1 protein-coding gene is annotated in these 1,039 nt (G+C 26.8%); it reads right to left on the reverse strand.

Annotated features, from left to right (window positions below):
- Window positions 1-458: 458 nt before the first annotated feature.
- Window positions 459-926: a hypothetical protein gene (locus tag EII29_RS11290; protein ID WP_233573330.1), complete on the reverse strand. Its 468-nt coding sequence runs from the start codon at window positions 924-926 to the stop codon at window positions 459-461.
- Window positions 927-1,039: the final 113 nt, after the last annotated feature.

Consider the following 1,039-nt stretch of genomic DNA (forward strand, 5'->3'; position numbering starts at 1 on the left):
TCCCACTATTATAATCCTTTAACAGCTCATTTCTATTATATTCATCTTTCGCATTCAATAGAAATTCACTATTATCCAAAATTGCAGGTCCGTTTATTGCCAAGTTTATCTTTATACTCTGATCTAAGTTATACAAGTCCTTTACTTCTCCTAATATTTCATTCTTTCTTGTTATATTTGCTGTTCTGTATTCTTTAAATTTTTCTTCTGTGAGGGCTCATTGCCGCCCTCACACTCCAGCTATCGGCTACAAAATTTTTTATCCCTCATAAATATTCATTATGCTTGGAAAACAGCAAACTCTCTTCGTTCAAACAGCTGTTTTCCTTTTCAGCATAATTTCATATTTCTTCGGAAAATTTTGAATGCCGAGTTTTTTTAGTTCCTTATAATTATGGAAAATACTAAAATAAACAGATATTTTTTCAATTTGAATAGTGGAGTTTTTTACTATAATTTTAATTACAAGTCCTTGTAAATCCATTGATTTTAGATATTTTTTCAAACAATATTCTTACATTTTCACTTTCTGATAAATAAGTAATAAAATATTTTTTGTTTTTTGTTTTTACTTTGTTTGAAAAAACATTACACTCATCTTTAATATAAAACGTTATTGGTAGTCCATAGCCTGTTTTTAAATCCACTATATTACCTATTTTTGAATTCAACTCTGTGTTTTCAGGTATTAATACACTTATTTCTCCAAATTGTACTCTTTTATTTATGGATCTTTTTGTTACATCTTTTACTATATTAAATACTTCATTATCCTGTTCATATGCTCTACTTCCATTTTTTTTCCATTTATCCTTAAAAATTTTTTCTTCTTCTGCTTCATATATTGTTTTTTGAATTCCATATCTTAGCTCTCCACAAGAACTTAACATTATTCCTATAATTATCATCATTATTATATTTTTCATTATCTTTCAACTCCCATTCTTAAATTTCTTAAATAACTGTTTATATCCGACACTCCTGTATTTTCTTTTCTTTCATATGGCAATACATTTGTATTTAGTTTTGGACTATTTGA

It is taken from the genome of Leptotrichia sp. OH3620_COT-345 (assembly GCF_003932895.1).
Lineage (GTDB): Bacteria > Fusobacteriota > Fusobacteriia > Fusobacteriales > Leptotrichiaceae > Pseudoleptotrichia.